We start from the raw sequence: 18,051 nt of genomic DNA, 5'->3' as shown, positions 1-18,051 counted from the left end.
TGATGGTGGCTATTTAGCCGGTTGAAACCGGCTGAAATTCAATCTGTTTCCGGATAGCCGCGCACAAGCTTTTGTTCATGCCGCCATGCCCGATAAAATTCCAACAGTGATGTTGCTGGAGCACCCCGACGGCGATTTTCCTGCCCGATCTCGAAAAGCATCCGGAATTGCTCATACAGATCATGATAGGCTTCGCGTAAAGTCATGCGCGAATCCCAAATATGGGTCGCCTCTCCGCCGGCGCCATTCACTTCGATGATGGTAAAGTCGCGGCCTTGCCGCAGGGCTTCAAAATCGGCAAAGCGAATATCGAAGCGGCCAATATAAAAGCCATCGATATCGCGGGCAATCCGGTCGATGGCGCGGGTCAATTCATCGGTGATATAGGGGCGTCCGTCGCGGAAAATCGCTCCTTTGGAATGGCTGCCGGCAAAGGCAATGCGCACCTCTTCGCCAGCGGGGATAACCTGGTCAAGGCGAGCCTTGTTTCGATCCATATAGAGATGCGGCAGTTGAGAGGCGCGCGGATCCGCAAGGATCAGTTGGCGCAAAGTATCCCGCCCATTGCCGATTACATGGGGAAAATATTTCAAGGTCATGGAAAACAAGCGCCCCATATCCTCTTGCGGATGGCGCACATAAAATACGCCAACCTCGCCCGGTGCATCGGCCAGTTGTTGCAAGATCACATCGGCTTCCTGAGGGAAAGAGGCGATATAGCGTTCCAGATCCGCATCGGTGCGGACAACTTTTACGCCGGCGCCCCGGCAGCCGATATCGGGCTTTGCCACCAACGGATAATCCAGATTTGCCGCACGGGCCTGCTCGATAGCGGTTTGGGCTTGGTCTGCTTGGCTTTCAAGCCGTGCCTTGGTGCCATAGCGGACAAAAGGCGCAAGGCTTGCCCGTGCACGGGGGCCGAATCGTTTCAGGACCAGCGTTTTGCTTTCGCCCGCGAAGCCGCCATTGGGGAAGCCGGGATTGGCGGCCATTGGTCTCATAAGGCCGCCATAGCGTAGGCTGAGCCAGAGCCACCACAGGATGACAGGGGCGTAAAACAGCCATTGTGGCCAAAATTCAAAATGCGAAAGTTTTTGCGCATCTTCGTCCAATGCGGGCATGTTGGCATGGGCCACTTTGCTCACAATCTTATAGGACACGATCATGTGTTTTTATCGTCCTCAAGCATCGGCCCAACCCCTATCAGCCGGGCTACTATAGGGCCGATAAAGTGAGGAACAAGCAGACCACACAATAATATGATCACCGCCCCCAGCCATTTCCACGGCCCCAATGCATCGAGAAAGGGTTTTCCGGCGATCAAAATCACCGAAAACACCAATCCGGTCCAAAGAAGGGAACCAAGGGTGAGGACCATCAGAAAGAATGAGAAGGGAAAACCGAAAAATCCGCTGGCAAGATACGTGGGCAGACGGGTGCCGGGCATGAAGCGGGTGGCGAGAAGAATCGGCCCTAAGCGCTGTTCCACCCATCTTTTGGCTTGATACACCCGTCGGGTGGCCACCATGCGCCGCAATTTGCGGTTCCGCGCGGCCAATGCGCCGGCCCCATAAAGTGCGCCATCCCCCACGATAATGGCGATATTCACGGCAAGGAATGCCAAGGGCAGGCCAAGCAAATTCTGGGAAACCAGCAGTGCAGAGCCCACCGTTACGGCATCTTCGGAAAGAAAGCTCAAAACAATGGCCGCACCAATCAAAAAGAGAGGCTGAGACGCAGCATTTGCAGGGTTTCAAGAACCCATGTTACGTCCATTTTTTCGCAAACTTTCGATCATTGGCAAAGGCCGCGTCATCTCTTGCTGCATGGGATGCCATGCTTTGAGAGCGGCGAACGCGGCCCAGACTTTTATAGCAGACAGGCCTTCTTACAGGTCGTCGATAATTGCTGACAAGGCATCAAGCAATGGCGGGCCAGATGTTTGCAGCGGTCGGGCGACCAGCCAAAGGTTGGCTCCGGTGCATTGGCATTGTCTTTGAACGGCATTTCAAGGGTCAGTGCCGGGCATCCAAAGCGTTCGGCCACCCAATCCGTACATTTTTTCAAATCGGCGGTGCCCGGTGCATCCTTGGGATAACCATGTTCGGTCTGGAAATCGGGACTTAAGGCAGCCAATGTGATTTTGAACCGCTTGAAAAGCTGTGTTTGCTTTTCGTTGATGGAGGGGATGCCTTCAAAGCCCGCGACGAAATTATAGGGCAGGGCTTCATCGCCATGCACATCCATGTGAAAATCCACGCCCAGCCGTTCCATATTGCGGCGCGCCCAATAGACTTCGGGGCTGGTTTCTTCGCTGGGATTATCCCACACGCGGTTGAGATTGACACCCGCTGCATTGGTGCGCAAATGCCCGCGCCGCGATCCATCGGGGTTCATATTGGGAATGATATAGAACCGGGCTTTGGCCAGCAGCTTGCGGGCCACGGGATCGTCGAAATCCAGCAATCTGTCCAAAAGGCCTTCCATCCACCATTCGGCCATGGTTTCGCCGGGATGCTGACGGCCAATAAACCAGATTTTCTTGCCGTTGGGGCCACCACCGCTGCCCAGTTCGATCATGTCGATATCCTGACCGTCAATGGTTTGGCCCAAAGACCGAAGGCGGACCAGCGGATTGGTGGCTGCCGTGGCGATCAGATCTCCGTGGCGCTCCATGGAATAGGGCGCGAAATAAGCATACCAAACCACATCGGTTTCCGGCCGATGATTGATGGTCAGTTTTTTGCCATCATAGTCTGTGGGAATGCGGAACCAGTTTTGACGATCATAAGAGGCGACAACGGAATAATTATGCCAGCCTTCCGGATAGGCGCTTTCCGATGCATTTTCTATGATGATGCGACAATTGACATTTTGTCCGCCCGTGGCGCGGAAATAGAACCACTGGAAAAAATCGGAGTTATTGTCTTTGCGGATGGCAAGCCGCACCGTGTGGGGGCCAGCAGGGCCCAGAACTTCGATATTGCCGCCGTCAAAGCTGCTGGTGATATCCATAAGGGTCGTCTTTCGTATTGTCTGGAAAAAGGCGAAGGGAAAGAAAAAGGGTTATTGATCGGGGGAGAGTGTCACCTCGATCGTGCGGCCGGAAACGCCGGGGAAGTCTTGCAAAAGCGCTTCGGCAAGAAGGGGCAGGATGATGGCCGGATCTCCCACTTTTCCGGTGGAAATAGCGCGGCCTTCCCATAAATGCTTTCCGGTTTCAGCGTTGATTAAAACAAGGTCGATGCGGCGGCGGAAAACCGTGTCGCGCGATGTCTCCCCCACGGGGAAGCTGACGCCGCTGCTAATGCCCCCATGCCGTCCAAAGCTGCCACCGCCAATGCTCAGGCGCCCGCTTTCCTTTTCGGCGCTGGCAATGGGGGTGATCAGATAGTCCAGCTGGGCGATCAAATCCGGTGTCGCCTCTCCGGCTGCCGTGAAGCCGACAGCTCCCAGCTTTTCCCCCACAAGAGCGGCATATTGCGCAAATTCCAACCCATCAAGGGCTTCTCGCGCCGGGCGAATGGTGACGCTTTGTCCCGATTGGCCGTCAAAGGCATTGTCATGAAAGCGGGTAACATCCGCTTCAAAGCCGCGTGACGCGCAGGCTGTTGTCAGCGCGACAAGAAAGAGTAGAGGAAACATTCTCATTTTACGTGTATTCATGACCATGCCTACAAATTAATAGGGAATTGTTTTCGATTGCAAGCATGCCGGTTGGGCGGCCATCCATTTGCCTGCTGTTTTATCCTATCATGGGATGCGTCTGGCTTTCCAACAGACTGTTTCTTGAAATGCACCGTGCATCTCGCAGTGTTTTGGTGTAGAATAGGGTTGCTGGCAATACAGGCTGAACCGGTCAGTTTGAATTGCCAGATTATCACCGCACTTTACAAAGCGCGGGAAAGGGAAGGCGACCCGGTTTGGCCAAAAATCCAAGCCAAGGCCGCCTTCTCTGTTTGTGGCTTCTTTTTTACCTTCCGGTGTTTGGGCCATAGAGCCCACAGCCCACTTGACAGCACAAAGCCTCCCCCATATGGTCGCGCGCTCGAAACAGATTTTTCAATCAGGCGGCGGCACGATCATGCTTGTCCCTGTGGCGGTGACGGATAAACGTTATGAAAGTCAGAAATTCGCTCAAGTCCTTGAAAACGCGGCATCGTGATTGCCGGGTGATTCGCCGTAAAGGCCGCACCTATGTAATCAATAAAACGAACCGTCGTTTTAAGGCACGTCAGGGCTGACGCTCGACCGAGCTTTAAAATGTACCAATAGATGCCGTGCCGGGCTTTGCCCGGCGCGGTTTCTTTCATGGAAAACGCTGATGGGAACGACTCTGGCCTGAAAAGGCTGGACCGATGAGGGGCATCCATGAAGACGGTTTCCTGTCATGGAAAGGCGTGAGTCGATGTCTGGCATTTCTGCGGTTATTTTCGATATCGGAAATGTGCTGGTGCGCTGGGACCCGCGCACTTTATATCAGGAACTGATTGCCGATCCCGAGGAACTGGACTGGTTTTTGGACACGGTTGTGCCTTTATCGTGGCACACAGAGCATGATCGCGGGCGTCCCTTTGCCGAAAGCATTGCCAAACGCCAGCGCGCCTTTCCCAAATATGCGGATCTGATCGCACAATTCTTTCTCCGCTGGGAAGATACCATCGGCCCGCCGATTGCCGGATCGGTGGCCATTCTAGAAGCGTTGGATGATGCAGGCGTGCCGGTTTTTGCCCTGACCAATTATTCTCAGGAAACCTTTCCCGCCTTTCAAAAACGCTTTTCCTTTTCCAAACGCTTCCGCAATGTGGTGGTGTCTGGTGCGGAAAAGATGGTCAAGCCCGATCCCCGCATATACGATCTGGCAATCGACCGATTTGGCATTGTGCCCGAACAAACGGCATTTATCGATGACAGGCAGGACAATGTTGAGGCCGCGATCGACCGGGGATTGCATGGGATTTTGTTTGAAAACCCCGTCAAACTTGCACAGGACTTGCGCAGCCTTGGTTTGCCGCTTGCCCTTCAGGATTCGCAGTTGCGCGTTTGATCATGATTGATTTTCGCCCCATCCTGAATATCTGCGGCTTGCTTATGGTGATCATGGCTGTGGCGATGATCTTTCCGGCGCTGGCCGATATTGCGAGCGACAATCCCGATTTCAATGTGTTCATCACCACGGCGGCGCTTACGGCCTTTATCGGCGGGGCGCTCTATCTGGCGACGCGTACCGATAAACCCACCGAATTGTCCCGCCGTCAGGCTTTTGCGCTCACCACCGGCGCTTGGGTTTCGGTGTCTTTTGTGGGGGCATTGCCCTTCGTGTTCTATGGCGGCTCTATGTCCTGGGCCGATGCGATCTTTGAATCGGTGTCGGGTATCACCACAACCGGGGCCACAGTGATTTCCGGGCTGGAAGCGCAACCACCGGGGATTTTGCTATGGCGGCATGTGCTGCAATGGATCGGCGGGGTGGGCGTTATCTTGATGGCCATCATCATGCTGCCCTTCCTTGGCGTGGGGGGGATGCAGCTTTTTGAAACAGAAAATTCCGAGCGATCGGGCCGGATTGTTCCGCGCGCCCGGCAGTTCGTGGTTTATATCAGTGCTATTTATTCGGCCCTGACCATTGTGTGCATGGCTGTTTATATGGTGTTGGGCATGGGGGCTTTTGATGCTTTGTGCCATGCCATGTCCACCATCGCCACCGGCGGCTTTTCCACCCATGATGCGTCTTTCGGTTATTTTGAAAGCGCCCCTTTGCAGTGGGCCGGGACATTTTTCATGGTAGCGGGGGGGATCCCCTTTGTTGCTTATATCCGCTTTGTGCGCGGCCGCGGCGATGCGCTGTTTGGCGATGTGCAGATTCGCGCCTTTCTGATCTTTTTGGCCGTTGTCTCGATTTTGCTGGGGCTTTGGTTGTCTACCACCATGCACGCCAATTCCATCGAGGAAGGGCTGCGCATGGCCGCGTTCAATGTGGTGTCGATCGTCACCACCACGGGCTTTGCCACATCGGATTATTCCATGTGGGGGACCACCTCTGCCGGACTATTCTTTGCTCTGTTGTTTGTGGGCGGCTGTACCGGTTCCACATCGGGCGGTATCAAAATCTATCGCCATCAGATTTTGTGGACGGCGGTACGTTCCTATGTGCGGCAATTGACCAGTCCGCACCGGGTGGATGTGCTGAGCTATGGCGACCTGCATGTGACCCGCGAGGTTCAGGCCTCGGTTCTGGCTTTTCTGGCGGTGTTTGTTGGCGCTTTTTCGGTGACAGCCGTGTTGTTGGCGGCGATGGGGCTGGATCTGGTGACAGCCATATCGGCATCAGCCACAGCCTTTTCCAATGTTGGCCCCGGCATTGGTGACATCATCGGCCCATCGGGAAATTTCGGGCCTTTGGTGGATGAAGCGAAATGGGTGCTGTCCGGCGCTATGCTTTTGGGACGGCTGGAATTGTTCACCGTTTTGGTGCTGCTCGACCCCGATTATTGGCGCGGCTAAGGCTTTCGGGACAATTTATTGGCCTCGATACCAGCCCGATATGGCATAGCGATAGGCCCCTGCAAAGGGGGTGACGAAGCTTACCGCATGGGCTTGTGGCACGGTGAACAGATTAAGCGTGTTGAAATCCGGAGCAAAGGCTTCGGTTCCATTTTTGTTATCGTCGAAAAACTGTAGATAACCGCCCCAATCGGGAAGCCATTGGCGGGTATAATTGAACACATAGGCACAGCGGCGATTGCTGCCGGGCACATGATCATTGTGATAGGTAAGAAATTGCGATGGGCCAAAACGGGTGGCTTGGGCATCGGCTTCGGCCACGTGCGGATCGTTTAGAATATCACGGATCAGGCCCAGCATTTCCGGGCCATTCAGAAATGCGAAGAAATCAAGGAGGAACAAGCCTTTGTCGCGGTGTAGCCGGACCGATTCCTGCACCGGATAAAAGCCATAGGCATAGCTGAAGCCGGTGCGCGCATCGGCAAACAGCTTGCGCTGCAGGGCGGTCCAGCGCTCGCGCGATATAGTGGCCAGATCCTGATGATCCACAATACAGGCCGCCTCGCCGTCAAAATAGGTGAAAGACCACGGCGTTTCCTGTTCCAAACAATGGGCCAGTCGTTCGGCGCTTTTTGGAGCCAGAATATTGTGGATTTGCACGCGGCCCCGTTCAGCCAGTCGAGCTGCGATGGCGGTCCGGTCAAGCGCCGGATTAAGAGCGATTGAAGGGGGCGTGCGGGCATCATCCGGACGGGTTTCTGGCATAGGCGGGATTATCCTTCTTCGCGGCGTTGAGGCGATGTTTTCATAAAAACCGTCCAAAGACGATGCGACAAATACTGCATGGCAATGGCCAGCAGGAAGAAAAACATGCCGCGCAAAAATACAAAGATATGGATAGGGGACAATATCGCCAAATCCAGATCGCCGCCCAAAATGGGAATGCCGGCAAAGCGCGGCATCAGCGCGTGTAAAAGCGCCGCAAGGCTGACAAATCCCGTAAAGACCATCAGCATTGACCCTTTCAAGCGAAGGCCAAGGGCAAAGCCGAATGCCGGGATCAGCACAGACAAGGCGCGCATGCTGCCTTGCATCATGGCCGGGTCGCGCCATCCCAGTTCCGCCAGATAATAAGGGTCAAGCCCATAGCCCAGCGCCAGCCCGAATATGATGGCAAGGGGGTGTATCCTGTTTTTGTCGGCAAGGCGTAAAAGGCATCCAACACCGCCGCCAATGGCCAGCGCGCCGCCCACGCCCACAAAGAGAAGCAGCAGCCAGGCATTGGTGCCAACCAGCCATTGGGGCTGGACCAGATATCGCAGGCTGTTAAAGCCGATTTGCAGGCCAGCGGCGACGGTACTTCCCAAAAGAAGGCCAAGAAGGCCAAAGCCAACCAGTTTATAAGGGCGGATCATGTGCTGGTTTCCATATTGTTTTTTGGTGCGGCGGCGCGACGAAGGCGGTCATTGATGGCCAGTCCCAAACCATGTGGAGGAACAGGGGCAACGGCAATCTTCTTTTTCCCCATGGTATCGGCAGACCGCAGGCAGGAAAACAGCCGGGCGGCCGCCTCGATCAGGTCACCGTCTTCGCTCAAGCTCAGATCCCCCTTGATGGGGCCAAAGCCGATCAGCACTTCATCATGCTTGGCTGTTTTGGCCTCTAGGCGCACAGCGGCATCGGGGGCATAATGGCTGAGCATTTGTCCCGGCGCCGTGATCGTTCCGCTTTGGTCGCCCACGGGGCGTACGCCGCACGCATCGGTGATTTGATCGGCCGTGATGGCCCCGGGGCGCAACAGCACAAGCGCCTCCCCTTTTACGGCGACAATGGTGCTTTCAAGGCCCACATTGCACGGCCCGCCATCTAAAATCAGTCCCACATCCTTCCCCAGTTCATCGGCCAGATCTTGCGCCACATGGCTGGCCTCGGTGGGGCTGATGCGGCCGGATCTGTTGGCGCTGGGGGCCGCAAGGGGGCAGCCCACGGCTTTCAATAAGGCGCGGGCCAGATCATGGGAGGGCATGCGAATGGCAAGGCTGGGCAAGCCGGCGCTCACCAGATCGCACACCGGCGCATCAGGCCGCTTTTCCAAAACCAATGTCAAAGGACCGGGCCAGAAGGCTGCCATAAGCTTTTGGGCAAGGGGCGTGACATTCACCAGTGCCTCGGCGTCTTTCGGGCTTGCCACATGGCAGATCAGCGGATTGAAAGAGGGCCGCCCCTTCACTTTGAAAATGCGGGCCACCGCTTGGGCATTGCCCGCATCGGCGGCGAGGCCATAAACGGTTTCCGTGGGCATCACCACAAGGCGGCCTTGTTTGAGGATGCGGGCCGCCTTTTCAATGGCGTCCGGGTGCGCTTTTTGAGGATTGGGGGCGGATGCGATCACAAAAGGATGCCTTATTGTTTCAAGGCCAGTCATTTGGCCAGATGTTGGCTTGCTCTTCACAGTCGGACTTGCTTATGCTGTCGCCGATTTAACAGACAGGCAGCCCGTTCCTGTTCCCGTGTCTTAATCCAAACGCCGTGGGCTGTCTATTTCATGGAGTTTTCGATGACCAGCTATACCGCACCGGCAAAAGACATTCAGTTCACCTTGGAAACCGTGTGCGATTGGTCCTCGATCAATGCGTTGCCCGCCTTTGAAGAAGCAACCCACGATCTGATGACGGCGGTGATCGAAGAAGCGGCAAAATTGTCGGCCAATGTGATCGCGCCCCTTAATCGTATCGGTGATCTGGAAGGCTCGAAACTGGTGGACGGCACGGTGAAAACCCCTGCCGGTTTCAAGGAAGCCTATCGCCAATATGTGGATGGCGGCTGGAACGGCTTGTCGTTCAATCCCGAATGGGGCGGGCAGGGCTTGCCCTTTTCCTTGGCTTTGGCGGTTCAGGAAACATGGACAGCGGCCAATATGGCCTTTTCCCTGTGCCCGATGCTTACGCAAGGTGCCATCGAGGCGCTGGACCATCATGGCTCCGACGATCTGAAGGCGATCTATCTGGAAAAACTGGTGAGCGGCGAATGGACCGGCACCATGAACCTGACCGAGCCGCAGGCGGGCTCTGATGTGGGGGCGCTCAAGACCCGCGCCGAACCCAATGGGGATGGAAGCTGGAAAATTTCCGGGCAGAAGATTTTCATCACCTGGGGCGATCACGAAATGACCGAGAATATCGTGCATCTGGTTCTGGCCCGTACTCCCGGCGCCCCATCTGGCTCGAAAGGCATTTCCATGTTCGTGGTGCCGAAATTTCTGGTCAATGAAGATGGTAGTTTGGGGAAACGCAATGATGTGAAATGCGTCAGCCTTGAACATAAACTGGGTATTCATGCCAGCCCCACCTGTGTGTTGCAATTTGGCGATGAAGGCGGGGCCATTGGCTGGATGGTGGGCGATGAAAATCGCGGCATGCGCAATATGTTCACCATGATGAATCACGCCCGCGTCAATGTGGGCTTGCAAGGGGTGGCTATTGCCGAGAGAGCCTATCAACAGGCGCTTTCTTATGCTCGCGAACGGGTGCAATCGGCGGATCTGATGCAGCCTAATAAGGGCGGTGTTCCGATCATTCGCCATGCGGATGTACGGCGCATGTTGATGACCATGAAAGCCTCCACCGAAGCGGTACGCGCTCTTGCCTATTATAATGCGGCGGCGGTGGATCGCGCCCATGGCTGTGAAAGCGATGAAGACCGGGCCGCCGCGCAGGGCTTGGCCGATTTGCTTACCCCCGTCACCAAAGCCTATGCCACCGATCTGGGGGTAGAGGTGACGTCTTTGGCCATTCAGGTCCATGGCGGCATGGGATATATCGAAGAAACCGGCGTTGCCCAGCATTTCCGCGCGATGCCCGCATCGCTCCCATTTATGAAGGCACCAACGGTATTCAGGCGATGGATCTGGTGGGCCGCAAGCTGTCTATGGCCGGTGGTGCCCATTGGCGCAATTTGTTCCAGAATATCCGTGATTTTGTTGCCGATTTGCCCGGTTCGGGCGATTTGGGGGCGATCGCACCTTATCTGGAAGATGGCATTGAAGCCTTGCAAAATGCCGCTGTGTGGCTTTCGGGCAATGATGCATCCGAAGCGCGCGATACCGCCGGTGGGGCGGCTCCGTTCCTGCGTATGTTCGGTGCTGTGACAGGGGCGTGGCTGTTGGCTGTGGAAGCGGTGGCGGCCAGCAAACGGCTAGAGGACGACGCAGAAGATGCAGCCTTTTTGACTGCGAAAATCAAAACGGCACGGTTCTTTGCGGAACAGATTTTGCCGCCTGCAACGGCACTTCTTGGTCCCATCACCCGCGGGTCTGAGATGCTATATGCGCTGGATGAAGAGGATTTCTCTGCGTGACACAGACGCCAACAACGCCTCTTGGCGCCTGACATTTTTCTGGCGCTCATGCCTTATGATCCTGCCGGATATGTGAGTGCGCCCCTCTTGCCATGTTGTTGTGCAACACGTAGCGTCTCCAGCCATGAGTGATCCTGAAATTTTGACAGAGAATGACACGGCTTCAGAACGGCCGCCTGATCCCGATCACCGGCTTGGCGTTCCCGATGACGGAGACGGATTGCGTTATCCCATGGAGGCGGTGCCGGAGCCCGGCACCATGCTGGAAGTGGCGGACGGCCTTTATTGGGTGCGTATGCCGTTGCCTTGGTCATTGGATCATATCAATCTTTATCTGATCGATGATGGCGTAGCGGATCAAGGGGGCTGGGCGCTGGTGGACAGTGGCGTGCGCTCCGATGAAGCGATGGATCACTGGCGCACGATTTTTACTGAACGTCTTGGGGGGCGCCCCATCAGCCATATGATCGTGACCCACCATCATCCTGACCATCTGGGGCTGGCCGGATGGATTGCCGACGAATTTTCTGCGCCCATCCATGCCACCCGCAGCGCTTATTTTCTGGCACGCAGCCTTTTGCTCGATGTGCGTGAAGAAGCCCCTCAAGAAGCATTGGACTTTTCACGCCGAGCGGGTTTTACGCCCGAGATGGTGGAAAAAGTGCGTGTCGGTGGTTGGGGCAATTTTTCGCGTATCGTGTGGCCATTGCCGGTTGGCTATCGCAGCATGGCGGGTGGCGATGTGATCCGGCTTGGCGACACCGATTGGCACATCATTGAAACGGCGGGCCATGCGCCGGGCCATGCCTGTCTCTATTCACCAGAACGGGGCATTTTGCTGTCCGGCGATCAGGTTTTGCCGCGTATCAGTTCCAATGTGTCGGTTTATCCTACCGAACCTTATGGCAATCCTTTGGAGGAATGGCTGGTGGGATTGGCGCGTTTGCGGGCCTTGCCGAAGGACATATTGGTGCTGCCTTCGCATAATGAACCGTTTTACGGGCTGGTGGCGCGGCTTGATGCCTTGATTGGCAAGCATGTGTCGCGGCTTAATGGCGTTGTGGATTTATGCGCCACGCCCCGTTCGGCGGTGGAGGTGTTCCCGGCCTTGTTCCGGCGGCGGGTGCGCGGGATGGAATTTGCCATGGCCACCGGCGAAGCCATTGCCCATTTGCATTTCCTTGAAGCGCTGGGCGTGGTTGCACGTCGGGAGCGCGATGGCGTTACACGTTTTGAGAGAATCGCTGATTATGATGAAGCCGGGCTGCGCGCACGGCTTGCAGCAATAACCGAAGAAGAAAGGGAGCGGGCACCATGGAAAGCCTGAAAGGAAAAACTCTGTTTATTACGGGCGCCAGTCGCGGCATCGGGCTTGCCATAGCCAAACGCGCCGCAAAAGATGGGGCCAATGTGGTGATTGCGGCAAAATCCAAAGAACCGCATCCCAAACTTGAAGGAACCATTTTCACAGCCGCCGCAGAAATCGAAGCCGCAGGCGGGCAGGCCTTGCCGGTGGTTGTGGATGTGCGCGACGAAGAAGCCATTGCCGCAGCCGTGGACACCGCAGTGGAGCGCTTTGGCGGGATCGATATTTTGGTGAACAATGCCAGCGCCATTCAGCTGACGCCCACCTTGCAAACCGATATGAAGCGCTATGATCTGATGCATCAGGTCAATACGCGCGGCACGTTTTTATGTTCGAAATTGTGCTTGCCGCATCTGTTGAAAGCGGACAATCCCCATGTGCTGAATCTCTCGCCGCCGCTTAATATGGAAGAGCGTTGGTTTGCGCCGCATGTGGCCTATACCATGGCAAAATTCGGCATGAGCATGTGTGTTCTGGGGATGGCGGGCGAATTCCGCTCCAAGGGTGTGGCGTTCAATGCCTTGTGGCCGCGCACCGCCATTGCCACGCTGCGGTGGCCAATCTGCTTGGGGGCGATAAAATGGTGCAGGCTTCTCGCAAGCCCGAAATCATGGCCGATGCCGCCCATTGGGTGCTGACACAGCCCGCGCGGGAAGTGACGGGCAATTTCTTCATTGATGATGAGGTTCTGGCCAAGATGGGTATAACGGATCTTGATCATTATGCCGTAGACCCCACACAGAAACTGGTGCCCGATTTCTTTATTTGACTGTGATCCGGCTTTCGTGGAGACCTTTGTTTGCTTGGTTTCCGGTCAGGACGTGCTTAGATTTTTCGGAGCCAGATTTTTCGGAGTAAGTGATGGCGGACAAGCTTGGTTGAAAAACTATCCGCAGCAGCTCGATTGGGCGCGTGAATTCAAGGCACGCCCGCTGTTTGAATTGCTGGAGGATTCGGCAAAACGCTGGCCGGATAATTCCCATATGGCCTTTATGGGGCGCGAGATCTGCTATCGGGAAAGTGCCGATCTGGTGCGCCGCGCCGCCAAAGGGTTTCAGGCGCTGGGCGTGAAGAAAGGCGTGCGCGTGGGGCTGTTCTTGCCCAATTGCCCGCAATTCATCATCGCCTATTACGGCATTTTGCGTGCTGGCGGGACGGTGGTGAATTTTTCGCCGCTTTATTCCGTGCCAGAGCTTTTGGCGCAGGTGGAAGATAGTGAAACCGATATCATGGTGACGCTGGATCTGGCGGCGCTTTACCCCCAGATTTCCGAAGTCTTCACCCAAAGCCGTCTGAAAAAGCTGGTGGTGGCCGGATTTGGCGACATGTTGCCTTTCTGGAAAGGGCTGGCCTTCAAGCTTTTGAAGAAAGATTTGCGCGCCGATATCCCCAAGGATGGCGATCATGTTTCGTTTGAATGGTTGGTGGGACAGGGCAGCGATCCCGCGCCGGTAGAGATTGATCCTTATAATGATGTGGCGGTTTTGCAATATACCGGCGGGACCACCGGCGTGCCGAAAGGCGCGATGCTGACCCATGCCAATCTGTCCATAAATTGCGCGCAAACACTTTATTGGGACCCTTCTTTGAATCAGGGCGAAGGTGTGATGCTTGGGGCTTTGCCCTTGTTCCACGTCTTTGCCATGACATTGGTGATGAACGCATCCACCTTGAACGGGGCAAAAATCGTTTTGATGCCGAAGTTCGAGCTGGAAGATGCCTTGCGCCTGGCGGCGGAGCATAAAGTCACCATGATGCCCGGCGTGCCCACCATGTTCACCGCCATTCTCAATCATGACGATCTGGCGAAATACGACCTTTCGGCGCTTCGGAGCTGTTTTTCCGGCGGGGCGCCTTTGCCTGCCGAAGTGAAAAAACGGTTCGAGGCCGCCATTCCTGGTGTGGTTGTCAATGAAGGCTATGGGCTGACGGAAAGCTCCCCCACGGTGAGCGCCAATCCGATCATAGGGAAACAAAAAGCAGGCTCCATCGGTTTGCCTGTTCCGGGCACCGAGATCGTTATCCTTGATCGGGATGATCCTGAAAAAGTGCTGGGCCTTGGTGACGTGGGCGAGATTTGCGTGCGCGGCCCACAGGTGATGAAAGGCTATTGGAACAAGCCCGAAGCCACGGCGGAGGTGATGCAGGGCGATTTGCTCCGCACCGGTGATATTGGCTATATGGATGAAGAAGGCTATACCTTCATCATCGATCGCTCAAAGGATCTGATTTTGGTGGGGGGCTTTAATGTTTTCCCCCGCAATGTGGAAGAAGCCATCTACAAGCACCCTTCCGTGGCGGAAACCACTGTGATCGGTGTGCCCGATGCCTATCGCGGGGAAGCGCCCAAGGCTTTTGTCGTTCTGAAAAAGGATCATGAGCTTTCCGCGGAAAAACTGAAAACCTTCTTGCGTGAGCATTTGGGGAAGCATGAATTGCCCCGCGAAATCGAGTTTCGGGATGCATTGCCCAAAACGATGGTGGGGAAATTGTCCAAGAAAGAGCTTGTCGCCGAAGAGCGGGCAAAGTACGAGGCTGAAATGCGCGCTGGCGAATAAGACTGGTGCTTGATTTCAATTCGATGACCCGGGCAGTGGATAATGGCGGAAAATAACGATCAAATTCCTGATGATATCAAGGCTTTGACCTTTGAAGATGCTTTGAAGGCGTTAGAAGACATTGTCGGCCAACTGGAATCAGGCGCGGTCAGTCTTGAAGACTCCATCAATATTTATACCCGTGGAACCTGGCTGAAGCGGCATTGCGAAGCGAAATTGAAGCGTGCGGAAGCGCGGATTGAAAAAATAACGTTAGATGTGTCCGGCGATGCTGGGCTGGAGGCTTTCGACGTAAAATGATGCTGAAAAAAGTATATGATTTCTCGGCGCTGGAAACAGCGCTGACCGATATTTCCGGTGAGTTGGAAGAAACTTTCGATGCCTTGTTGCCGGTGCCCGATGGTGGCGACGCCAAGGTGGTGGAGGCCATGCGCTATGCCCTGTTCGCAGGTGGCAAGCGCTTGCGGCCTTTTCTTGTGCGGGCCACGGCAGATCTGTTCGGGGTCAGCCGCACTTCCAGTTTGCGGGCCGGGGCGGCCTTGGAATGTATCCACACCTATTCTTTGGTGCATGATGACCTGCCTGCCATGGATGATGACGATCTGCGGCGCGGCAAGCCCACGGTGCATAAAGCCTTTGATGAGGCCACAGCCATTCTGGCTGGCGACGCTCTTTTGACCTTTGCCTTTGAAATTCTGGCAGATGAAAGCACCCATGCAGATCCGCGCGTGCGTGCGGCGCTGGTGTCACTGATCGCGCGGGCCTCCGGCCATCATGCATGGTCGGTGGGCAGATGCTGGATCTGGATGCGGAAGACAAAACCCTTGGCGAGCAAGAAATCATCCGTCTTCAGCAGATGAAAACCGGGGCTTTGATCGTGTCTTCGGTGGAAGCCGGTGCGGTTCTTGGAAAAGCCTCTCCCCATGCGCGACATGCTTGGTGGCCTATGCCCGCGCTGTGGGACTGGCCTTTCAAATCGCCGATGATCTTCTGGATCATACGGCCTCGGAAGCCGAAATGGGCAAAGCTACTGGCAAGGATGCCGATGCGGGCAAAGAAACGCTGTTGTCCCTTTGGGGGGAAGACCGTGCCCGTGAACAGGCCCGGATTCTCACGGAACAGGCGCTTGGCTATCTGGAAGAATTTGGGGATAAAGCGGAACTTTTGCGTGATGTGGCGCAGTTTGCTATTCATCGTCGGCGGTAAGTTCTTTAGTCTCTCTTTGTAAAATCTGCGATATGCCATCGCTTTAACATTTTCTTGTTTCAGGACTATGCCTGAACAATGGGGCGCCATGATCGCGCCGAATAAGCTAACAGGTGAAGTGAAGTGTCCAAAAAGCCCGAAACGCCGCTGCTCGATCAGGTCACCTTTCCTGCAGATATGCGGGATATGAAGCCGACACAATTGAAACAATTGGCGGATGAATTGCGCGCCGAAATGATTTCTGCCGTGTCGTCAACGGGTGGCCATTTTGGTTCTGGATTGGGCGTGGTAGAATTGACCGTGGCCATCCATTATGTGTTCAACACGCCCGATGACAAGCTGATCTGGGATGTGGGGCATCAGTGCTATCCTCATAAAATTCTGACCGGTCGGCGCGATCGCATCCGTACCTTGCGGCAGGGTGGCGGGCTTTCAGGCTTCACCAAGCGCACGGAAAGTGAATATGATCCCTTCGGCGCGGCCCATAGTTCCACCTCTATTTCGGCAGCCATTGGCATGGCGATGGCCAATAAATTCGCCGGCAAGCCCGATAAAGCCATTGCCGTGATCGGCGATGGCGCCATGAGCGCAGGCATGGCCTATGAAGCATGAACAATGCGGTACAGGCGGGCAATCAGCTTGTGGTGATCTTGAACGACAATGATATGTCCATCGCCCCGCCGGTGGGCGCCATGAGCGCCTATCTCAGCCGTGTTCTGTCATCGCGGGAATATTTGTCGATTCGCGATATCGGCCGCTCTCTTATGAAGCGCCTGCCCAAGCAGCTTGTGACCACCGCCCGTCGGGCCGAAGAATATGCCCGCGGTCTGGCCACCGGCGGGACGCTGTTTGAAGAATTGGGCTTTTATTATGTGGGCCCCATCGACGGGCATAATTTCGACCATCTTTTGCCGGTTCTGGAAAATGTGCGCGATGCAAAAGAAGGCCCGATCCTTGTGCATGTGGTAACGGAAAAAGGCCGCGGCCATCCCTTTGGCAAGGCGGCAGCCGATAAATACCATGCGGTGCCGAAATTTGATGTGGTGACGGGCGAATTGAAAAAGTCCACGCCCAAAGCCCCGCAATATACGAAAGTATTCGCCAATTCCTTGGTTCAGGAAGCGGAAAAAGACGACAAGATCGTTGCCATTTCCGCGGCCATGCCATCAGGCACCGGGCTGGATGTTTTCGGCAAGCGCTTTCCTGATCGCACCTTTGATGTGGGCATTGCCGAACAGCATGGGGTGACCTTTGCCGCTGGCATGGCCACGCAGGGCATGAAGCCATTTGCGGCCATTTATTCCACATTCTTGCAACGCGCCTATGATCAGGTGGTGCATGATGTGGCCATCCAGAAATTGCCTGTGCGCTTTGCCATCGATCGTGCCGGACTTGTTGGCGCCGATGGGCAAACCCATGCCGGCTCGTTCGACATTACCTATTTGGCCAGCTTGCCCAATATGATCGTGATGGCCGCGGGCGATGAAGCGGAATTGAAGCATATGGTGGCCACCGCGGTGGCTGTGGATGATCGCCCCACGGCCTTCCGCTATCCGCGCGGTGAAGGCTTGGGCGTGGAACTGCCCGCCCTTGGCTCGCCTTTGGAAATTGGCCGGGGTCGTATTGTGCGTGAAGGCTCGAAAGTGGCGATCCTGTCCTTGGGTGGTCGCTTGGTGAAGCGTTGAAGGCTGCCGATATTCTGGATAGCCGTGGTCTTTCCACCACTGTGGCCGATGCGCGTTTTGCCAAACCGCTGGATCAGGCAATGATCCGCGATCTGGCTGCCAACCATGAAGTGGTGATCACCATCGAAGAAGGCGCCATTGGCGGCTTTGGGTCGCATGTTCTGGAATTCATGTCCGGCGAAGGGCTTTTGGACAGTGCCAGCTTCAAGCTGCGCACCATGAAATTACCGGATATTTTCCAGGATCAGGATTCTCCTGAAAAACAATATGAACAAGCGCATCTAACGGCCCCTTATATCGTTGAGACGGCTTTGCGTGCCCTTGGCCATAATGATTTTGAAGCCAGCCGCGGCGCTCTTGCCTGACGGAGAGCATC

The 18,051-nt window shown here is 55.5% G+C and carries 14 protein-coding genes and 4 pseudogenes; 11 read left to right on the top strand and 7 right to left on the bottom strand.

Features of this window, described 5'->3' with window-relative positions; translation table 11 throughout:
* Window positions 1-38: 38 nt before the first annotated feature.
* From JCM17844_RS07815 to JCM17844_RS07800, 4 genes are all read right to left on the bottom strand, one after another.
* On the bottom strand, window positions 39-1,166 hold the full coding sequence (locus JCM17844_RS07815) for a D-alanine--D-alanine ligase (RefSeq protein WP_150000423.1): 1,128 nt from the start codon (window positions 1,164-1,166) through the stop codon (window positions 39-41).
* Window positions 1,163-1,699: a DedA family protein gene (locus JCM17844_RS07810; RefSeq protein WP_210431615.1), complete on the bottom strand. Its 537-nt coding sequence runs from the start codon at window positions 1,697-1,699 to the stop codon at window positions 1,163-1,165. Before JCM17844_RS07810 ends, JCM17844_RS07815 begins: the two co-directional genes overlap by 4 nt.
* A 170-nt stretch (window positions 1,700-1,869) precedes the next feature.
* Complete coding sequence (locus JCM17844_RS07805; protein ID WP_210431614.1) at window positions 1,870-3,015, bottom strand: M14 family metallopeptidase; 1,146 nt, start codon at window positions 3,013-3,015, stop codon at window positions 1,870-1,872.
* Window positions 3,016-3,066: 51 nt separating this feature from the next.
* On the bottom strand, window positions 3,067-3,651 hold the full coding sequence (locus tag JCM17844_RS07800; protein ID WP_210431613.1) for a DUF4136 domain-containing protein: 585 nt from the start codon (window positions 3,649-3,651) through the stop codon (window positions 3,067-3,069).
* A 385-nt stretch (window positions 3,652-4,036) separates the two neighbouring features.
* Here JCM17844_RS07800 and JCM17844_RS16570 point away from each other — a divergent pair, with 385 nt between their 5' ends.
* From JCM17844_RS16570 to JCM17844_RS07785, 4 genes are all read left to right on the top strand, one after another.
* Window positions 4,037-4,165, top strand: coding sequence for a hypothetical protein (locus JCM17844_RS16570; protein WP_268885098.1), 129 nt, complete (start codon window positions 4,037-4,039; stop codon window positions 4,163-4,165).
* A complete protein-coding gene (gene ykgO / locus JCM17844_RS07795; protein WP_150000420.1) occupies window positions 4,119-4,244 on the top strand; it encodes a type B 50S ribosomal protein L36 in 126 nt (41 codons plus the stop codon). Before JCM17844_RS16570 ends, ykgO begins: the two co-directional genes overlap by 47 nt.
* Window positions 4,245-4,408: 164 nt before the next feature.
* On the top strand, window positions 4,409-5,047 hold the full coding sequence (locus JCM17844_RS07790; RefSeq protein WP_150000419.1) for an HAD family hydrolase: 639 nt from the start codon (window positions 4,409-4,411) through the stop codon (window positions 5,045-5,047).
* 2 nt (window positions 5,048-5,049) lie between these two features.
* Window positions 5,050-6,504, top strand: coding sequence for a TrkH family potassium uptake protein (locus tag JCM17844_RS07785; protein WP_150000418.1), 1,455 nt, complete (start codon window positions 5,050-5,052; stop codon window positions 6,502-6,504).
* Between the two features lie 15 nt (window positions 6,505-6,519).
* On the opposite strand, the gene JCM17844_RS07780 is transcribed toward JCM17844_RS07785, so the two are convergent.
* From JCM17844_RS07780 to JCM17844_RS07775, 3 genes are read right to left on the bottom strand one after another with little or no spacing between them, the layout of a single operon-like run.
* Complete coding sequence (locus JCM17844_RS07780) at window positions 6,520-7,269, bottom strand: 2OG-Fe(II) oxygenase (protein WP_210431612.1); 750 nt, start codon at window positions 7,267-7,269, stop codon at window positions 6,520-6,522.
* Window positions 7,270-7,277: 8 nt separating this feature from the next.
* On the bottom strand, window positions 7,278-7,919 hold the full coding sequence (locus tag JCM17844_RS14825; RefSeq protein ID WP_210431611.1) for a hypothetical protein: 642 nt from the start codon (window positions 7,917-7,919) through the stop codon (window positions 7,278-7,280).
* Window positions 7,916-8,896 (bottom strand): L-threonylcarbamoyladenylate synthase, encoded by a 981-nt coding sequence (locus JCM17844_RS07775; RefSeq protein ID WP_210431610.1) that lies wholly within the window; start codon window positions 8,894-8,896, stop codon window positions 7,916-7,918. Before JCM17844_RS07775 ends, JCM17844_RS14825 begins: the two co-directional genes overlap by 4 nt.
* Before the next feature lie 165 nt (window positions 8,897-9,061).
* On the opposite strand from JCM17844_RS07775, the pseudogene JCM17844_RS07770 reads away from it, so the two are divergent.
* The 7 genes and pseudogenes from JCM17844_RS07770 (at window position 9,062) to dxs (ending at window position 18,040) form a co-directional block, all read left to right on the top strand.
* Window positions 9,062-10,860 (top strand): annotated as a pseudogene (locus tag JCM17844_RS07770) (acyl-CoA dehydrogenase).
* A gap of 124 nt (window positions 10,861-10,984) precedes the next feature.
* Entirely contained in the window at window positions 10,985-12,187 is a 1,203-nt protein-coding gene (locus JCM17844_RS07765; RefSeq protein WP_150000415.1) for an MBL fold metallo-hydrolase, read from the top strand.
* Window positions 12,175-12,995, top strand: a pseudogene (locus tag JCM17844_RS07760) (SDR family oxidoreductase). The gene JCM17844_RS07765 and the pseudogene JCM17844_RS07760 overlap by 13 nt, the downstream one beginning before the upstream one ends.
* Before the next feature lie 109 nt (window positions 12,996-13,104).
* Window positions 13,105-14,784 carry a long-chain-fatty-acid--CoA ligase gene (locus JCM17844_RS07755; protein WP_210431607.1) on the top strand — a complete coding sequence of 560 codons (1,680 nt, stop codon included), beginning with the start codon at window positions 13,105-13,107 and terminating at the stop codon, window positions 14,782-14,784.
* 42 nt (window positions 14,785-14,826) lie between these two features.
* Entirely contained in the window at window positions 14,827-15,084 is a 258-nt protein-coding gene (locus tag JCM17844_RS07750; RefSeq protein ID WP_150000414.1) for an exodeoxyribonuclease VII small subunit, read from the top strand.
* Window positions 15,084-15,990, top strand: a pseudogene (locus JCM17844_RS17235) (polyprenyl synthetase family protein). The gene JCM17844_RS07750 and the pseudogene JCM17844_RS17235 overlap by 1 nt, the downstream one beginning before the upstream one ends.
* 123 nt (window positions 15,991-16,113) lie before the next feature.
* Window positions 16,114-18,040, top strand: a pseudogene (gene dxs, locus JCM17844_RS07740) (1-deoxy-D-xylulose-5-phosphate synthase).
* Window positions 18,041-18,051 lie beyond the last annotated feature (11 nt).

This window comes from Iodidimonas gelatinilytica, from assembly GCF_008579125.1.
GTDB classification, from domain to species: Bacteria; Pseudomonadota; Alphaproteobacteria; order Sphingomonadales; family Rhodothalassiaceae; genus Iodidimonas; species Iodidimonas muriae.
Note: the sequence above shows the minus strand (reverse complement) of the source record. Positions and strands in the feature narration are given on the sequence as shown.

Bases quoted from the DNA above. Each gene is read 5' to 3' on its own strand.
- JCM17844_RS07815 (WP_150000423.1), bottom strand. From the start codon at position 1,166: ATGATCGTGTCCTATAAGATTGTGAGCAAAGTGGCCCATGCCAACATG.
- JCM17844_RS07805 (WP_210431614.1), bottom strand. From the start codon at position 3,015: ATGGATATCACCAGCAGCTTTGACGGCGGCAATATCGAAGTTCTGGGC.
- JCM17844_RS07800 (WP_210431613.1), bottom strand. From the start codon at position 3,651: ATGAGAATGTTTCCTCTACTCTTTCTTGTCGCGCTGACAACAGCCTGC.
- JCM17844_RS16570 (WP_268885098.1), top strand. From the start codon at position 4,037: ATGGTCGCGCGCTCGAAACAGATTTTTCAATCAGGCGGCGGCACGATC.
- ykgO (WP_150000420.1), top strand. From the start codon at position 4,119: ATGAAAGTCAGAAATTCGCTCAAGTCCTTGAAAACGCGGCATCGTGAT.
- JCM17844_RS07790 (WP_150000419.1), top strand. From the start codon at position 4,409: ATGTCTGGCATTTCTGCGGTTATTTTCGATATCGGAAATGTGCTGGTG.
- JCM17844_RS07785 (WP_150000418.1), top strand. From the start codon at position 5,050: ATGATTGATTTTCGCCCCATCCTGAATATCTGCGGCTTGCTTATGGTG.
- JCM17844_RS07780 (WP_210431612.1), bottom strand. From the start codon at position 7,269: ATGCCAGAAACCCGTCCGGATGATGCCCGCACGCCCCCTTCAATCGCT.
- JCM17844_RS14825 (WP_210431611.1), bottom strand. From the start codon at position 7,919: ATGATCCGCCCTTATAAACTGGTTGGCTTTGGCCTTCTTGGCCTTCTT.
- JCM17844_RS07765 (WP_150000415.1), top strand. From the start codon at position 10,985: ATGAGTGATCCTGAAATTTTGACAGAGAATGACACGGCTTCAGAACGG.
- JCM17844_RS07750 (WP_150000414.1), top strand. From the start codon at position 14,827: ATGGCGGAAAATAACGATCAAATTCCTGATGATATCAAGGCTTTGACC.